Origin of the sequence: Pedobacter alluvionis (assembly GCF_003664035.1) — a bacterium.
GTDB lineage: Bacteria > Bacteroidota > Bacteroidia > Sphingobacteriales > Sphingobacteriaceae > Pedobacter > Pedobacter alluvionis.
In genome coordinates this window covers 1,251,584-1,266,628 of the sequence record NZ_RCCK01000010.1, presented here as the reverse complement: position 1 = coordinate 1,266,628, position 15,045 = coordinate 1,251,584, and the positions used below count along the sequence as shown (strand labels likewise).

General features: G+C 36.9%; 15 protein-coding genes and 1 pseudogene. 10 read left to right on the top strand and 6 right to left on the bottom strand.

The genetic code is table 11. The features are described from left to right. The first annotated feature begins 33 nt into the window (after nt 1-33). Entirely contained in the window at nt 34-744 is a 711-nt protein-coding gene (locus tag BCL90_RS05665) for a hypothetical protein (RefSeq protein ID WP_121283028.1), read from the top strand. A gap of 27 nt (nt 745-771) precedes the next feature. Here the strand turns inward: BCL90_RS05665 and BCL90_RS05660 are convergent. Continuing rightward, nucleotides 772-1,026: pseudogene (locus tag BCL90_RS05660) on the bottom strand (IS256 family transposase); the annotation flags it as partial. A 571-nt stretch (nt 1,027-1,597) separates the two neighbouring features. On the opposite strand from BCL90_RS05660, the gene BCL90_RS05655 reads away from it, so the two are divergent. Both BCL90_RS05655 and BCL90_RS05650 read left to right on the top strand, forming a co-directional pair. Further along, complete coding sequence (locus tag BCL90_RS05655) at nt 1,598-2,344, top strand: LytR/AlgR family response regulator transcription factor (protein WP_121283026.1); 747 nt, start codon at nt 1,598-1,600, stop codon at nt 2,342-2,344. 247 nt (nt 2,345-2,591) lie between these two features. Beyond that, the gene (locus BCL90_RS05650) at nt 2,592-3,665 is read left to right on the top strand and encodes a sensor histidine kinase (protein ID WP_121283025.1); all 1,074 of its coding nucleotides are present in this window, start codon (nt 2,592-2,594) and stop codon (nt 3,663-3,665) included. A gap of 134 nt (nt 3,666-3,799) precedes the next feature. Here BCL90_RS05650 and BCL90_RS05645 read toward each other — a convergent pair whose 3' ends face one another. Then, nucleotides 3,800-4,030 (bottom strand): hypothetical protein, encoded by a 231-nt coding sequence (locus tag BCL90_RS05645; protein WP_121283024.1) that lies wholly within the window; start codon nt 4,028-4,030, stop codon nt 3,800-3,802. A gap of 253 nt (nt 4,031-4,283) precedes the next feature. Between BCL90_RS05645 and BCL90_RS05640 the strand changes: the two genes are divergently transcribed. From BCL90_RS05640 to BCL90_RS05630, 3 genes are all read left to right on the top strand, one after another. After that, the gene (locus BCL90_RS05640) at nt 4,284-4,967 is read left to right on the top strand and encodes a phosphatase PAP2 family protein (protein WP_121283023.1); all 684 of its coding nucleotides are present in this window, start codon (nt 4,284-4,286) and stop codon (nt 4,965-4,967) included. Further along, entirely contained in the window at nt 4,968-6,497 is a 1,530-nt protein-coding gene (locus BCL90_RS05635; protein WP_121283022.1) for an ArnT family glycosyltransferase, read from the top strand. A 137-nt stretch (nt 6,498-6,634) separates the two neighbouring features. Continuing rightward, nucleotides 6,635-7,588, top strand: a complete 954-nt coding sequence (locus BCL90_RS05630; protein WP_121283021.1) for an alpha/beta hydrolase — start codon at nt 6,635-6,637, stop codon at nt 7,586-7,588. A 161-nt stretch (nt 7,589-7,749) separates the two neighbouring features. Here BCL90_RS05630 and BCL90_RS05625 read toward each other — a convergent pair whose 3' ends face one another. Beyond that, complete coding sequence (locus BCL90_RS05625) at nt 7,750-7,932, bottom strand: hypothetical protein (protein ID WP_121283020.1); 183 nt, start codon at nt 7,930-7,932, stop codon at nt 7,750-7,752. Nucleotides 7,933-8,206: 274 nt separating this feature from the next. Between BCL90_RS05625 and BCL90_RS05620 the strand changes: the two genes are divergently transcribed. Both BCL90_RS05620 and BCL90_RS05610 read left to right on the top strand, forming a co-directional pair. Continuing rightward, nucleotides 8,207-9,181, top strand: a complete 975-nt coding sequence (locus tag BCL90_RS05620; RefSeq protein ID WP_121283019.1) for a Gfo/Idh/MocA family protein — start codon at nt 8,207-8,209, stop codon at nt 9,179-9,181. Nucleotides 9,182-9,563: 382 nt separating this feature from the next. Further along, on the top strand, nt 9,564-11,306 hold the full coding sequence (locus BCL90_RS05610; RefSeq protein WP_121283018.1) for an ABC transporter ATP-binding protein: 1,743 nt from the start codon (nt 9,564-9,566) through the stop codon (nt 11,304-11,306). A gap of 428 nt (nt 11,307-11,734) precedes the next feature. On the opposite strand, the gene BCL90_RS05605 is transcribed toward BCL90_RS05610, so the two are convergent. From BCL90_RS05605 to BCL90_RS05595, 3 genes are read right to left on the bottom strand one after another with little or no spacing between them, the layout of a single operon-like run. Beyond that, nucleotides 11,735-12,316, bottom strand: coding sequence for a peroxiredoxin family protein (locus BCL90_RS05605; protein WP_166792176.1), 582 nt, complete (start codon nt 12,314-12,316; stop codon nt 11,735-11,737). A gap of 59 nt (nt 12,317-12,375) precedes the next feature. Next, nucleotides 12,376-12,642 carry a zf-HC2 domain-containing protein gene (locus BCL90_RS05600; protein ID WP_121283016.1) on the bottom strand — a complete coding sequence of 89 codons (267 nt, stop codon included), beginning with the start codon at nt 12,640-12,642 and terminating at the stop codon, nt 12,376-12,378. A gap of 1 nt (nt 12,643) precedes the next feature. Further along, a complete protein-coding gene (locus BCL90_RS05595; RefSeq protein ID WP_121283015.1) occupies nt 12,644-13,243 on the bottom strand; it encodes a sigma-70 family RNA polymerase sigma factor in 600 nt (199 codons plus the stop codon). Nucleotides 13,244-13,443: 200 nt separating this feature from the next. On the opposite strand from BCL90_RS05595, the gene BCL90_RS05590 reads away from it, so the two are divergent. Together BCL90_RS05590 and moaA are read left to right on the top strand one after the other, a co-directional pair. Next, nucleotides 13,444-13,674 carry a hypothetical protein gene (locus BCL90_RS05590; RefSeq protein WP_121283014.1) on the top strand — a complete coding sequence of 77 codons (231 nt, stop codon included), beginning with the start codon at nt 13,444-13,446 and terminating at the stop codon, nt 13,672-13,674. A 389-nt stretch (nt 13,675-14,063) separates the two neighbouring features. After that, entirely contained in the window at nt 14,064-15,044 is a 981-nt protein-coding gene (gene moaA / locus BCL90_RS05585) for a GTP 3',8-cyclase MoaA (RefSeq protein ID WP_121283013.1), read from the top strand. Nucleotide 15,045: the final 1 nt, after the last annotated feature.

Here is a 15,045-nt window from a genome sequence, read left to right as displayed (position 1 = left end):
TTATTTGATCGTGGATACCATAGCTATAGCTTAATGTATTTACTGATAAGCGAAGAAAGGCCCAAACATTTCCTGATGCGCTGCAAAACAACCTTTAGTAAAGAGGTTAAAAATTTCGTTTCCAGCAATCAAAGAGATATCACCATAACCATTTATCCTTATTATGAGGCGATTGAAAAATTAAAGGGTCAGGGGCACATTGTAACACTTGGAACAGGGATCAAGGTTAGGATGCTCAAAATACTTTTGACCTATGGGGAAACAGAGGTGCTACTTACTAATCTTTATGATGAGACAAGGTTTACACAAAAAAAATTAAGGGAGTTATACTTTATGCGATGGAAGATCGATACCGCTTTCGGAGGGCAAAAAAACCAGATGCAGATGGAAATATTAAGTGGACATAAAGTGATATGTATTCAACAGGATTATCTCGCAGGACTATTTGTCTCAAATCTGCAGAGCATTATTGAAAAACAGTGTGAAGAGAAACTAAAACATATTTCAGAAAATCGAGCCTATAAGTATAAGTTAAATAGAAATGTAAGCTGGGCGATGCTAAAGTATAGAATTCTTAAGATCTTCTTGCAAACTGGAAACAGCTTGGAAATACTGACCGAAATAGAACGCTTATTTATGAATAATATTGAGCCAGTTCGACCTGAAAGGCATGTGGTTAGAACAACAGTAAAAAGAAAAAGAGGTAAATATCAGACGTTTACGAACTACCGCAGAGCAGTATAAACCTTAACTAAATCACATTGGGCTGCCGGTTTCCAGTTCAAACTCCCCAGCGTTAAAGCTCCGTACCGTTTTCTTACTCTTACCATTTTTACGGTTAGCCTCGCCGGAAAGCTTACTCTCGGAGATGTGGTGTTCAAGTTCACCAGTCATCATCGATTCCAAAAAATGTTTCATCATTGGTGCCAGTACCCCATCGGTACCAGTCATCTTTTTGCCGGCATATAAGCCAGCTATAGCATCCTTTTTAAAGGATTCAAAATCAAAATTATCTTGTGTTGCCATAATGTATGTCGATAGTTTAAAATTACAACTACTGACACAGTTTACGAAACACCCTCATATTTTTTGTTAAAATAGGCCTCCAAAAAATGGTTCAATAAACCATTCGATGAACCACCAAGAGTTGAACCTAATCTTTTTATACAAGGGATTCTATTCTAAATAATCACAGAAAAAACCGCCATTTTCTAATTGAAATGAGCCTTACCAAAACAAATACCTTTAGGACACTATTGAAATCTGATCATTTATATCGTTTAAAATACATTAAAATTTTATAACATAACAAGATAGCGTGTTGCCTGATTTCCTTTTCTTTTTCCCTCTCTACCCATCATATAGCCCAACGAATCTTTTATGGTTGATCTTATATTCCGGCAGTAATGCTTAAGGTCATTTTCACAAAAAACTATTTAAGATCAAGAAATGTTATTGATTTCTTTAATATCTCCATACTAAAACATCCCTGAATAATTGATTCATATTAAGATTTTAGTATCAAATTCTTAATTTTCCAACTACTCCATTTAAGAATAATTTATTAAATTGCCTTTATCTACTTAAATCTATCTTAATGAAAAATTCTATCTCATGCATCATCATTGATGATGATCCTACCGCAATTAACATTTTAAGTGACTATATTGCGGAAATGCCAAGGCTAAAAGTCCACCGTATCTTCACTAAACCAATAGAAGCCCTAAGCGAAATCAGTATTGAAAGCAATAAACAGCTAATCTTTTTGGATATTGATATGCCAGCAATGTCTGGCCTGCGACTTGCTGATAACCTCAAGCATAAATCACATAACATTATTTTTACTACATCCTATCCAGAATTTGCACTGGATGCTTTTAAGGTTAGGGCAAAACATTACCTTTTAAAACCTTTTAACATGGGAGATTTTGCAGAAGTAGTTAATGAGGTACTTTCAGAATGTTATGATACACAGCGTCTTGTACAAGAAAATGAAGAAGCATTTTTCTTACGCACAAATGGTGAACGCGGCAAACTTACCAAAGTACTCAAAAAGGACATCATCTATCTCCAGGGATCAAATAACCATGTACACATTTATACCCCAACAAATGATTATTCAGTATACATGACCATAAAGGAGATGGAGGAAAAACTCCAGGACAATGAGCACTTCTACCGCGTTCACAAATCGTACATGATTAACACCAACTTTGTAAAGGAAATCAATGGGCACAAAATCGACCTTGGAAAGTACGAAGTACTCATGACTCCACAATACAAAGAGGCATTTATGGATTTTATTGAAAACCAAACCCTTGTCTCAAAACGTTTAAGGGATTGACATTTGCAAATTTGATTGAGTTGTAAATGTTGTAATCGCTGTGATTGTACTATTTGTTGGATCACTCTTTTGAAAGCGCATATTAGCTGCTTTTTGTGAACGGAAAACAAACGCAGTTTTCCGGGTCGATTTTAAGTCTGTAATTCTTTTCATAAACGAAAATTAGCCCCACCAAAATCCCTAAAAGACTACATTACGTAAAGCAATTGTTGACTGTTGTAAAACCAAATTTTAACTTAAAAACAAAATGAAAAACTGGCTAAAAAATTATCGCTGGCATATTATTTCATGGGCTACCTTCATTATTTATGAATACGTACTTGTCTCATTGATCCTTAAAATAAATGCTCCCATATTAGACTATTGTATTCACTATATTATCAATATAACACTCTTCTACATTCATGCCGAATTGGTTTTAGGAAAAGGTTTGAAACCACAAAAACCTGTTTATTTAAGCATAATTGTATTGACAGTATTTGAAGTATTTTTGCACACTGTTTTCGCATACCTTGCAGACCGTTCTCTTTCAAAAACAGCAACTTTTTCTGTTGGTAAATTGACAATTACAGACTGGAAATATATGTTTGTAACAGTATGGCGGGGCATCTATTTTCTACTATTCTCAACAGCGTATTATTTTATCAAAAGTTATATCCACCAGAAACAGCGAACGGTAGAGCTGGAAAAAGAAGCAATTGAAGAAGTGTTAAAGCAAAAGCAAATAACGCTTGAACTGGCTAACGCTAAAAATGCCTACCTCAAAGCTCAAATTAACCCACATTTCTTGTTCAATACCTTAACCTATATATATAACAGTACACATAAGAGTGAGCCCAGGGCTGCAGAAGCGGTGCGATATCTTTCAAAACTGATGCGCTACGCATTAGAATGTGAACATGGTCCGGAAATTATGCCATTGGAAGCAGAAATCCGTCAAGTCGAAAACCTACTTCTGCTTAGCCGAATAAAGCAGCCCGACTTATTTATAGATTTTAATTATGATCAGAAAACCGAATCTACAGAGGTAATGCCACTACTTTTACTTAGTTTAACCGAAAATATGGTTAAACATGGTAACCTCAGCCAACCTGAAGATCCGGGAAAAATTATAGTAAAACTGCAGCAAGGACTGTTTAGCATTCAAACAAGTAACCTGATTAACACGGGGCTTAATGATACCGGGTTTCATACAGGCCTTGAAAACATCCGGCAAAGGTTGCTTCATACCTATGCAGAAAAGGCAGAACTCTCCGCTGGCCAGAAAGGCAAGTATTTTGAAGTGTTAATCACAATCAACCTCGCTGGTGATACGCAATAATTTTCATGCGGAATATATCAAATTATAGAAGATTGCATATTTTCCTTTCTTTGGGCACAATAATTAAACGAAACAGCAGCAAGTATTTATTAATAACAGAAATCTTCCTTGCAAACGCTCCAATTTTTTGTTGTTTAAAGGTTATTTACTTCAAAACCACGATAACTAAGCATCTCGGCGTTATGCGAAACAATTAAGCGAAGTTTTAATCTTTCTATAATTTCTCTGGCTTGAGCAACATTTCTATGTATATCGTTTATTCCCCTGATTTCAATCCCACCCGACATAAGTTTAAATTTGCTGGGTTCAAACTTATCAATAAACTGCTGTAAATCTGGACTCACCTTTATCTGTTTGTTTTGCATAATTAATTTAGTTCTATGGCAGCAAAGCAACACAAAGCATTTTAACTTATCAGTAGTTTCATATTAACTTATTAAGAAATGTTAACTATGGGGTTTTTTCAAAAGAACTACCTCCTATGAGCTCATAATCAATGTTAATTCAATTAACACCATGACCTGTAAAAACTCTTAATCAGTCAGCGTGACATAAACATGATGTTTGCTTAACTTTTAGATGACGTATAGCTAATAGTTTTGCGTTAAAGAATTAGATATGCGTACAATAAAAAGACTGACCAAACTCCATTACTATTTTTTTACTGCGATATCAATACTGCTGTTGGCACTCATTTTTAATTTCAGCTTTTCTAAAACAGATGGATTCCTCATTTTTAACCGGTTTCATACAGCCTGGCTAGATATTTTTTTAAAGTATATCACTAATCTCGGAGATGGTTTAATCAGTATTCTGGTCGCAACAGTCCTGCTTGCAATTCGAAAAAAGAAAAAAGCAATGACCGTGGCCCTTGCTTATATTTATTCAGGACTGCTTATTCAAATCGCAAAAAGGATATTCCACATGCCAAGGCCTAAATATTATTTTGAGCAGACTTTATTTCAGTACAATCATTTTGTTGAGGGAGTGAGCATGTATAATCATAATTCTTTTCCCTCTGGCCATACTGCATCTGCTTTTGCCTTGACCACAGTATTGGTGCTGGTTTTCAAAAAAAAGAAAATCTCTCCTTATTGTTTATTTTTTGCTTTTTTAATTGGTTATTCACGCATATACCTGGCACAACATTTTCTGATTGATGTAATTTTTGGTGCAATAACCGGTATAACTTGTGCAATCTTAAGCTATCATCAGGTATACGATCTTAAACTTTTCAGATCAGCTAAGCTAAACAGAAGATATAAACAGCTTAAAATTACCAATCAGGTTAACCCCATTTAAGTGAAAGAAATTCCAGTTAAACTTTGGCTTTTTATAATGGCGATGACTGTGATCAAACTGATCATAGCCTCAACAACAGCGCTCGGAAACGATGAGGTATATTACTGGACCTATGCTTTAAATCTGCAATGGAACTATTTTGATCATCCCCCTTTTGTGGCATGGTTAATAAGAGCAACCACAATAAATTTATACATTCACAACGAATTGGCTGTTCGGTTCGGCGCCATAATATCATCAACAATTGGCACAATAATCGTATACAAAACAGGCAAATTACTCCTTAATGCCCGAGTAGGTTGGTTTGCCGTTTTACTTTATTCTTCGTCTTTTTATTGCAGCATTATCGCTGGGACATTTATTTTGCCAGATAGCCCTCAAATGGTTTTCTGGCTCTGGAGCATCTTTTTGTTACTTAAAATCACCAGATCTATTCAGCTGGGCTTACCCACATTAAGTCTATGGTGCTGGTTCGGCGTGGCAACAGGTCTTTGTATGATGTGTAAGATTCATGGCATCTACTTATGGGTAGCCGTTGTATTGTTCGCCCTGTTTAGCAATAGGAAATTGATGGTGCAAAAAGGCATGTATGTTTCTGCCTTAATTAGTTTGATTATTGTATCTCCTTTTATCATCTGGAATATCCAGCATCATTTCATTACCTACACCTACCACAGTAATCGGGTTAGCCTGTTTCACGCTGGCATAAACCCATTAGCCTTCGCCAGAGAAATTAGCGGACAAATATTCTATAACAATCCGATTGTTTTTTTTCTGGCCTGGATAGCTATTTTTAGTTTCATCAAAACCAACCATCTTCTCCTTCAAAGCGAAATACGACTGTTATTATGTTGTGCGCTTCCTCTTATTGCAACACTGATTTTTCTTTCAATTTTTAGAGATACATTACCGCATTGGTCAGGCCCGGCATATAGCTGTTTAATATTTCTTTCTGCATTGAAACTGGAATCTATTAGTCTGTCAAAAGCAAAAGCCATTATTGGTGCAAGTATGCTGTTCTTCTTGTTCGTGGTAAGTGCAGGTCTCATTACAATTAACTTTTACAAGGGCACGTTTTCGCCACAAAAAGGCTCCAAGAATTTGGGCGCGGGCGATCCCACCTTAGATTTATACAGCTGGAAAGAAACAGGAAGAATAATTGATTCTATTTATCGATTGGATAAATCATCAATAAAGAATAAACCAATCCATACCATTGTGATTACAAAGTGGTTCCCTGCAGCTCATTTAGATTTTTATGTTTGCGCTAAAACTGGTTTGCATACCTATGGCATAGGAGAAATATTCGATCTTCACCAGTATTATTGGTCGAATCAAACCAAACAGGAATTAACTGTTGGCGAAAATGCATATTATATTGTACCTTCTAACCTTTACGATGAAAACAGTTTAAACTTTATCAAATCCCAATTTAGAAATTGTACAGCACCAATTATTGCACCTATTTTTAGAAACGGTGTTATTTGTAAAAACATTTTAATATATAGGTTAACTGGCTATAGAAGATAGTGCAATTGCAATTATAACTGATTAATTCAGTGGTGCAGAATCTTGTATATTTAATTGCACCTAAGCTAAAAAAGCAATAAATTAGCTTAAAAAATCCTGTCAAATTACTGATAGCTAACCTCTTTCTTAAAAAATAGATGATGCCCAATAACAAAGTATATCCACTAAGCATGCTGTTCCTGGCAATTTTATTCAGCTCTTTATCCTCCATAGGGCAAATTGTACTCCAGGATAAAAAATATCACATAAATACTAAAACATTTTCGCAAACCGATTCAGGTGCACTAAAGTTAGATATTTACTATAGTGGTAAAATAACAGAAGCTAAGCCAACAGTACTTTTTATATTTGGTGGCGGCTTTGTAATGGGCCGCAGAGATAGCAAATTATTTGATCAATATTTTAACACTTTATTAGCACATCACTATAAGGTAGTTTCAGTTGACTATCGACTTGGTCTTAAGGGGAAGAAATTTCCAAGTCCATTTAATACTTCAAATTTAAAAGCAGCTATTGATACCGCTACGACTGATGTTTTCGACGCGACAGCTTATCTGATCAAAAATGCGAAAGAACTTGGTATTGATACGGCTATGATTATTTTATCAGGATCAAGTGCTGGCGCTATTACCGCGCTACATGCCGACTATAACAAGCGGAATGCAACCGCATTATCAGCTAAATTACCACAGCACTTTCAGTACAAAGGTGTAATTTCTTTTGCCGGGGCAATACTAAGTTATCATGGCGCGCCAAAATATGCTATACCACCAGCACCTACCATGCTTTTCCATGGCACAGCCGATAACCTTGTACCTTATAATAAGGTGAGATTACTGAACAGAGGATTTTTTGGTTCTAAATATCTTGCGCAAACTTTCAAAAAAAATGGATATCCGTATTATTTTCAGTATGTACAAAATATGGGGCACGAAATAGCCGGATCACCAATGACTGAAAACTTGCCTGATATTCTGTGGTTTATCGATAATTACATCATTAAACAAAAACACTATTTTATGGAAGTAGACTTTAAAGACGCCGACAAAAAACCAACCTTTAGCATACCCCCTGCTTTAAAAAAGAGGTAGCCTAAATCGTATGGTTTCCATTATTTTTTCAATTCGGGCAAATTACGATTGAAATTGGGGCACGCATGTATGACAGTTCCAGATTAATGATATAGTGCTTCTTTACCTTAAGGTTAGATCAAAAACTATCTCTTTATCTTGACCAATTAGTTTTCATGTCCTCAAGACTCACCAGTCAGGATCCTTTCCATTTCTATCATCATCTGCTCCGCCAGGCGTTGTTTAGCTTGTAATTTAGAAAGGTAAGCATCGGCAAATGTAACTTCCAGTTCATCCATAATAAAAGCATATTTTGCCTTAAGTTCTATAAGATCAATCTGAAGCTTCTTGGAAAGATTTTGCATAATACAAAGCTAAAAAAAGCGAGACTAATTTCGGATAAATGGTCTTATTTTCTTTTTTTTAAAAAATTAACAAATAAACACATCCATTAAAACAATCTCCCGGTTCTTTCGTTTATAAATTGATTCCGGCGTGGTTTCCGGAATAGTTTGTTTGGTTAGTTGATTAGGGATCACTCCCAAAGTGAATCCCTTTTCTTTTTTACAAAGCTTTCTATCAATTGAGCAATTTTCCAGACAATATTTTCTAAATTCAACCTTTTAAATCGATTACATTATGGAAGAAATCAGATGGGGCATTATTGGCTGTGGAGATGTGACTGAAGTAAAAAGCGGGCCAGCTTTTAATAAGGTAAACAACTCCAAACTTGTTGCCGTAATGCGTCGCGACGGTGATAAAGCTGCCGATTATGCAAAACGGCATCAGGTACCTAAATGGTATGATAATGCTTCTCAACTGATTAACGATCCGGAGGTTAACGCCATTTACATTGCTACTCCACCCCTACAGCACGAAGCTTATACCATTGAAGCCTTAAAAGCTGGCAAGCCGGTATATGTAGAAAAACCCATGACTTTAGATGCCAGTGCAGCTCAGCGCATGACTGATGCAGCCAATAATTTAAAGGTTAAACTTTGCGTGGCCCATTATCGTCGTGCCCAACCAATTTTCTTAAAAGTTAAAGAACTATTGGCTACACATACCATTGGCGATGTTCGTTTAGTCCGGTTAAAAATGCTCCAATCGCCTAACCCTGTGCTAATTGCCAAAACAGCCGATAATTGGCGGATCAATCCAGTTATTTCCGGTGGTGGTTTATTTCATGACCTGGCTCCGCATCAATTAGATCTCATGACTTATTATTTCGGCGATGTAAAAAACGCCATGGGTATTTCCACCAGACAACAGGAAAATACCGAAGTTGATGATTTGGTTGCAGGAAATATCCTTTTCGCAAATGGCATTGTTTTCAGCGGTACCTGGTGTTTCTCTGTTGCTTCAAAAGATCAAGCCGATATTTGCGTAATATATGGCTCAAAAGGTCACATCAGTTTCCCCATGTTTGGCAATAAAATTACGGTTACAACCGATCAATCAACTGAAGAATATGTATTTGAGCCTTTACAGCATGTTCAACAACCTATGATCGAAAAAGTAGTCGATTACTTTTTAGGCAAAGGACAAAATCCATGTAGTGGCGAAGATGCATTGATTACCATGCAATTAATGGATGATTTTACACGAAAGTAAGCTGAGAAGCTTATATTGGAAGTATTGTCATTTCCTGAAGCGCAGTGAAATGGAGAGATCCAAAGAAAAGTCGTCATTGCTGACGACCCTTCCAGGCTTATCATCATCTTAAAAATCCAAAATCGTTCATAACTATTTTGTTCCTATATCATTACCACTAAACGTTTAACGTCCGCAACCTCAAGGTTCCAAAGACCGGAAATATCTGCTAGCTTAACCTCGATAGTTTCTACCTTCAATTTACCATCTGCTGCTAGCTGAAATTCTTACAAATTTAATTTATTCCGGAGAGAAAACAGTATCCTAAAGCCGATCTTATTGAAACTATTGTAAGCCATTAGCGTTTATTAATTGCCTAACCCTATCTGTATTCCTGCTAAAGATGAAAATACTTTTAAAATACCTGAGGCCTCACCGGAATCTCATTATACTATCGCTGTTACTGGCCGCTGCAGCACAGCTTTTAAGCCTGCTCGATCCCATTATTTTTGGAAAGATTATAGACGATTATTCTACCAACAAACATCATTTAAGCGAACACCAGCTTATTAGTGAAGTTTCCTACTGGCTGCTCATTGCGCTAGCCATTGCACTGGTGGCCAGGCTTTGCCGCTCCATACAGGAATTTACGACAAGGAAGGCTGTGGCTCGTTTTGGCATGAATATTTTTAATGATGGCCTCAAACAAACGCTCCGCCTCTCGTTTCAGGAATTTGAAGAAAGCCGCAGCGGAACAACGTTGTCGGTACTTCAAAAAGTAAAAACAGATGCAGAACGTTTTATCAATGCATTTATCAATATCCTTTTTTCATCGCTAGTGGGAATTGGTTTCTTATTGTGGTACAGCCTGAACAAGAACTGGCTTTTGGTACCTGTATTTTTTATTGGGGTATTGGTACTGGGTTCTCTAACCGGCCTGCTCTCTAAAAAAATAAAAGCTATCCAACGGTCCATTAACCGACAGGCTGATAAACAGGCCGGCGTAATTACCGAAAGCCTGCGCAACATCGAATTGGTAAAAAGTTTAGGCTTAACCTTTGCCGAGATCAGAAGATTGAATGTGCAGACCCTGAAAATTTTTGATCTCGAAATGTTAAAAGCCCGGAAAGTGAGCACGCTCTCTTTTTTACAGGGCAATCTGCTCAACTTGCTAAAGCAATCGGTGCTTTTTATCCTGTTATGGCTGATTTTCAGAAAAATATTGAGTACAGGAGAACTGATTGCAATGCAATTTATCTCCACGGCAATCTTTACGCCGCTTCAGGATTTGGGCAACATGATCATTCTGTACCGGGAAGCAGATGCCTCGCTTAAAACATTCGACAACCTGATGCAAAAACCGATAGAAACCCGTCCGGATGATGCCGTAGAGCTTGATGCACTTAACAGGCTCGAATTCAAAAATGTAGTTTTCAGACATAAAACTGCTGGTTACAATGCTATTGATGATATTTCCTTCGAAATCCAAAATGGTGAGACTGTGGCATTTGTAGGTCCTTCAGGTTCTGGTAAATCTACCCTTGTTAAATTATTAGTAGGACTCTACCTTCCAGTTGATGGTGAAATCCTCTTCAACGAAACCAGTTCCAAACGCATACGTTACAATCCATTAAGGAGACAGATCGGTTTTGTTACACAGGATACCCAGCTTTATGCAGGTTCAATTAGGGAAAACATGCGTTTTGTTAATCCTACAGCAAGCGAAGAAGAGATCGTGGAAGCATTACGAAAGGCCTCAGCTACAGCACTTATTGCCAAAGCTGCGCAGGGAATTGATACCGTATTGGGTGAAAATGGGATGAAGTTATCTGGGGGCGAAAAACAGCGGATCTCTATCGCAAGGGCCTTATTGAGAAAACCAAGGTTGTTGATCTTTGATGAGGCTACCTCGGCACTAGATTCGCTTACCGAAGAAGAAATATCGGCAACCATTCGCGAAATCTCTGATAGAAGAGAGCAAATGACCATCCTCATTGCCCACAGACTATCGACCATTATGCATGCCGACAAAATCTATGTGCTGGAAAAAGGAAAGGTATCTGAAACGGGCAGCCACTTAGAACTTCTCGAAAAGAAAGGCTTGTATTATTCCATGTGGCGGCAACAGATTGGGGAACGGAGGTAATTTGATGAGATTATTATTCATTCATTAAAACCATATCGTTCAACCAATTAAACAAGCCAATAACCCAAATTTATCACTCAATATCATTAAGATAAGAGCTTTTAACCACAGATTACACACGGATTTTCATATCTGTGTGTATCCTTTCTATCTGTGGTTAAATTATTTTCGCTTGTGCCGTATGACTTAACTTAATGACATTGGGTAACACTTCACCAGGGCAAAATGGCTAAACAACATTTCAGTTTTGATTACGAGGTGCAAAACGTTCACCATAAACCTGATTGACGGGGAAAGCGCCCGATTCTTTATTGGGCATTGTACCAAAAGCAGGGCTGCTGTCCGCCAGAATAACTGCCCTTTCATTTCCAAACCAAAATGGATATCTCGAATTGATCAATTAAATTTTAAAATATGCTATACGCTACCTAAAGTTTGGAAAGCAAAAGTTTTACCGAAGCTCTTTTTTGATAGTTGGGATCGAAATGAACATATTTAATTTTACCAGAACGATCGATAATATAGGTTGCAGGAACAGGTAAAGTATGACGCGTATTACCATTATTATCCTCTAAATTTATCCCATAGCCCTTGTATTTGGTAAAGGTAGCTTCATCCATCATAAAATTAACGTTGTAGGCTTTCATAATCGCGTCGTCTTTATCCTGAAGGATAGAAAAGCCAGCGCTGGTTTTTTTGATGGTTTTATCGATATTTTCTTTCGTTTCAGGTGTAACACCGATCACATAAGCATCTTTCCCACTTAACAAGCTTAAAGAATCTTGAAGCTCTTTAATGTGTTTATTACAATAAGGGCACCATTGTCCGCGATAAAAAAATAATACCACAGAACGGTGTGCTTTAAGTACACTTTTCAAACTCACGATTTTCCCGTTCTGATCCATTCCACTAAACATAGGTGCTTTATCACCTTCTTTTAAACCCTTTTGTGCTTTTGTTTGCAGCGATAATACAACAGCTAACGCTGTAAATAAGATAATTCTTTTCATTTTGTTTTTATGTTTTTTTTCTCTTAGTCGAACCAGCAGCATTAACCTTACAGCGAAAATTAATTTTTATTCATTTCTTTTTCAATCTTATTTTTTAATGTTTTTTTAAAGGTTTCATCAAGTTTAAAATCGCTGTTTTCAAGGCCTACAAACACCTTATTAATTAATATACTCTGCTGCTGATAAATTTTGCATACCGAACAACCTCTCAAATGTACATGTAATTGTAGTTTTTCGGCAGCCGTAATTTTTCCGGCGATTCTTTTTTCGATCAGAAAAGTAGCCTGTTTACAATTATAGATTATATTTTTTAGCGCGCTCGTCATATCAGTTCCAGTTTTTTTGAAGGCATGCCCTCAGGTTAAGTTTTGTGCGGTGCATAATTACCCAGAAATTAGCCGCAGTAAGTTTAAGTTCGGTACAGATCAGTTCTGAAGCCAGATCGTCCATATGTTTCATTGAGAATACCGAAAACCATAATCCCGGAAGTTTGGCCAGACATTCATTTAATATATCACCCAACTCTTTCATCAGCAAAGGATTACCCACATCCAAACCAAAGGCCTGTGGACGGTATTTTTCATTCCAGTGCCCAGATTCAGTGTCAAAGAAATCCTGCTGCTCGTCTTCGGCATCTGTTAACTTCAAATCTCTTAGCCCGTTAGCAGAACGTTTTCTGTAAAAATCGGCTATCTTGTTTTTAAGAATGGCGGTTAACCAGGTTTTCTCTTTACTATTCCCCTCAAAACCATCTAGTCTTTGCAATCCTGCCAAAAAGGTATCCTGAACCAAATCTTTGGCCACATCCTCATCTCTTAATCTCGACATCGCAAAACCATAGAGATAATCGGCATATTTTTCTACCCAACTAATCGGATCTGAGTGAAGACTTTTGGCTGTAAGGCCTTTGTCCGTTTCGTTTTGCATGTTTGGTAATATCTTATATAAATATAATGTTTAAACTGTTAGTCGTACGAGATGAAAGATCCTTACAAATTATTTAATGTTTTTAGAAATGCTTGTTTAGTTTAACTGAGCTAAATAAAAAAAATAAAAAATCACTCCTACTTAAAGTAATTTCTAAAGTTGTACGTCTACAGTTCCAACAAACCTAAAAACTTTTCTATATGATAGCCGTTTTCAAAACAAATGTATCCTCGGATAACGAGTTAAACGTAATCAGCCCATTGCTGAACAGCCAGTTCAAAGAAATTAAATGGAATATTGATTTATGGGATTCTGATAAAATTCTCAGGGTAGATTCGCCAAGAGATTGGACAAAAGAAATTACAGAACTCTTTAACAGTATTGGTTTGCGCTGTATTAATCTTGAAATCTTTCATTCAGAGCCTTTGTAAGCCTGACATTGAAATATTCGGTAATTATTGTAGGTATGATATTGCAGTGCCGTCAAATATTACTATCCGACACTTAATCCAGTCTAAGAGATAAATAAACATTTATTTACTTATCAGTCAGATGGTAACATCTGACTGCACAATAGAATCAAAAAATCCAAGCTTTTTATTCATAATACTTCTTAAAAGGGATATCTTCCTTTTGCTTATTTGTGACAGATTATCATTAAATTGCATCCTCTATTGCATTAATTCTCTAATGAAAGAAATTACAGATATCAAAAAGCAATGAAGGAAAAGTATCCGCAGGATCCGGAAACAGTCGTTTTCGAACAACGAGGAATTGATATTGATACAGAAACAGATTATAACAATTTAATCAGCCAGCAATGATAGCAGATTCTTTTGGAAGAATACACGATTACCTGCGGATATCGCTTACCGATAACTGCAACTTTCGCTGCTTTTATTGCATGCCAGAAGAAGAATACGACTTCACTCCTGCCTCCAGGCTTATGCAAACAGACGAAATTATTAAGCTTGCAGAAGTTTTTGTGGCCAATGGCGTAAAAAAAATCAGGCTTACCGGTGGAGAGCCTTTGGTGAGAAAAGATGCAGCCCAAATTATTGCCGCATTGGGTAAACTTCCGGTCGAGCTCGTTATTACTACAAATGGTACCCGCATTGCAGAAATGTTGCCTGTATTAAAAGAAGCCGGAATTAAAACCATTAACATCAGCCTGGATACCTTACAACCTGAGAAATTCTTTATGATTACCAGAAGAGATGTTTTCCATCAGGTACGAAGTAATATCGAATTGCTTTTGCAGCATAAAATAAAAGTAAAAATAAATATGGTAGTGATGAAAGGGCTCAACGACAACGAGATAACCGATTTCATCAGTTGGACCAAACATAATCCCATCCAGATCAGGTTTATTGAGTTTATGCCTTTTAGTGGTAACAAATGGACGAGCAACAAGATGTTTTCTTTAGATGAAATCCTATCGGTGATTGAAAAAGATTTCACGGTACTGCCAGTTAAAGGAGAGCCACACGATACGGCCAAAAGTTTTATGATTCCTGGTCACGAAGGATCATTTGCTATTATCAGCACCATGACCAGTCCTTTTTGCGATACCTGCAACCGCATGCGCCTAACTGCAGATGGCAAACTCAAAAACTGCCTTTTTTCGGATAGTGAAACTGATCTGCTTACCGCATTGCGGAAAAATGAAGACGTGCTTCCACTAATTCAATCGGCGATATCGAGCAAAAAGAAAGCATTGGGTGGACAGTTGGTAAGCAATTTCGAAAAAATTGATGCCACGACCATTCAAAACAGAAGTATGATTACCATTGGAGGATAAA